General features: G+C 73.9%; 1 protein-coding gene. It reads left to right on the top strand.

Going from position 1 to position 264, the window contains the following annotated elements; translation table 11 throughout:
• Positions 1–264: MarR family transcriptional regulator (locus G6R25_RS24795; RefSeq protein WP_163554729.1), on the top strand; the 264-nt coding region annotated here is incomplete at both ends.

Here is a 264-nt window from a genome sequence, read left to right as displayed (position 1 = left end):
AGCGCGCCGCCGGACCCGGACCGTGCAGGCCGGCACCTGCACCTGGTGAAGCTGACCCCGCCGGCATCGGCCGAGGCGGATCCGCCGGCCCTAGCTGGCGTCGCGGTGCTCACCGATGCGGAGACCGCGGTCCTCGCCGCGGTGCGCACCGCGGCCGGTCCGGTGCGACAGAAGCAGCTCGTGGACGTCTGCGGGCTGACGAAGGGCACCGTGTCGAAGACCGTGGCCAAACTTCTCCACACCGGCCAGCTCGCCCGCACCCCT

The sequence above is a fragment of the Candidatus Frankia alpina genome (assembly GCF_902806485.1).
Taxonomy (GTDB): domain Bacteria; phylum Actinomycetota; class Actinomycetes; order Frankiales; family Frankiaceae; genus Frankia; species Frankia alpina.
The sequence above is the reverse complement of the archived record's forward strand: the minus strand, read 5'-3'. Positions and strand labels throughout refer to the sequence as shown.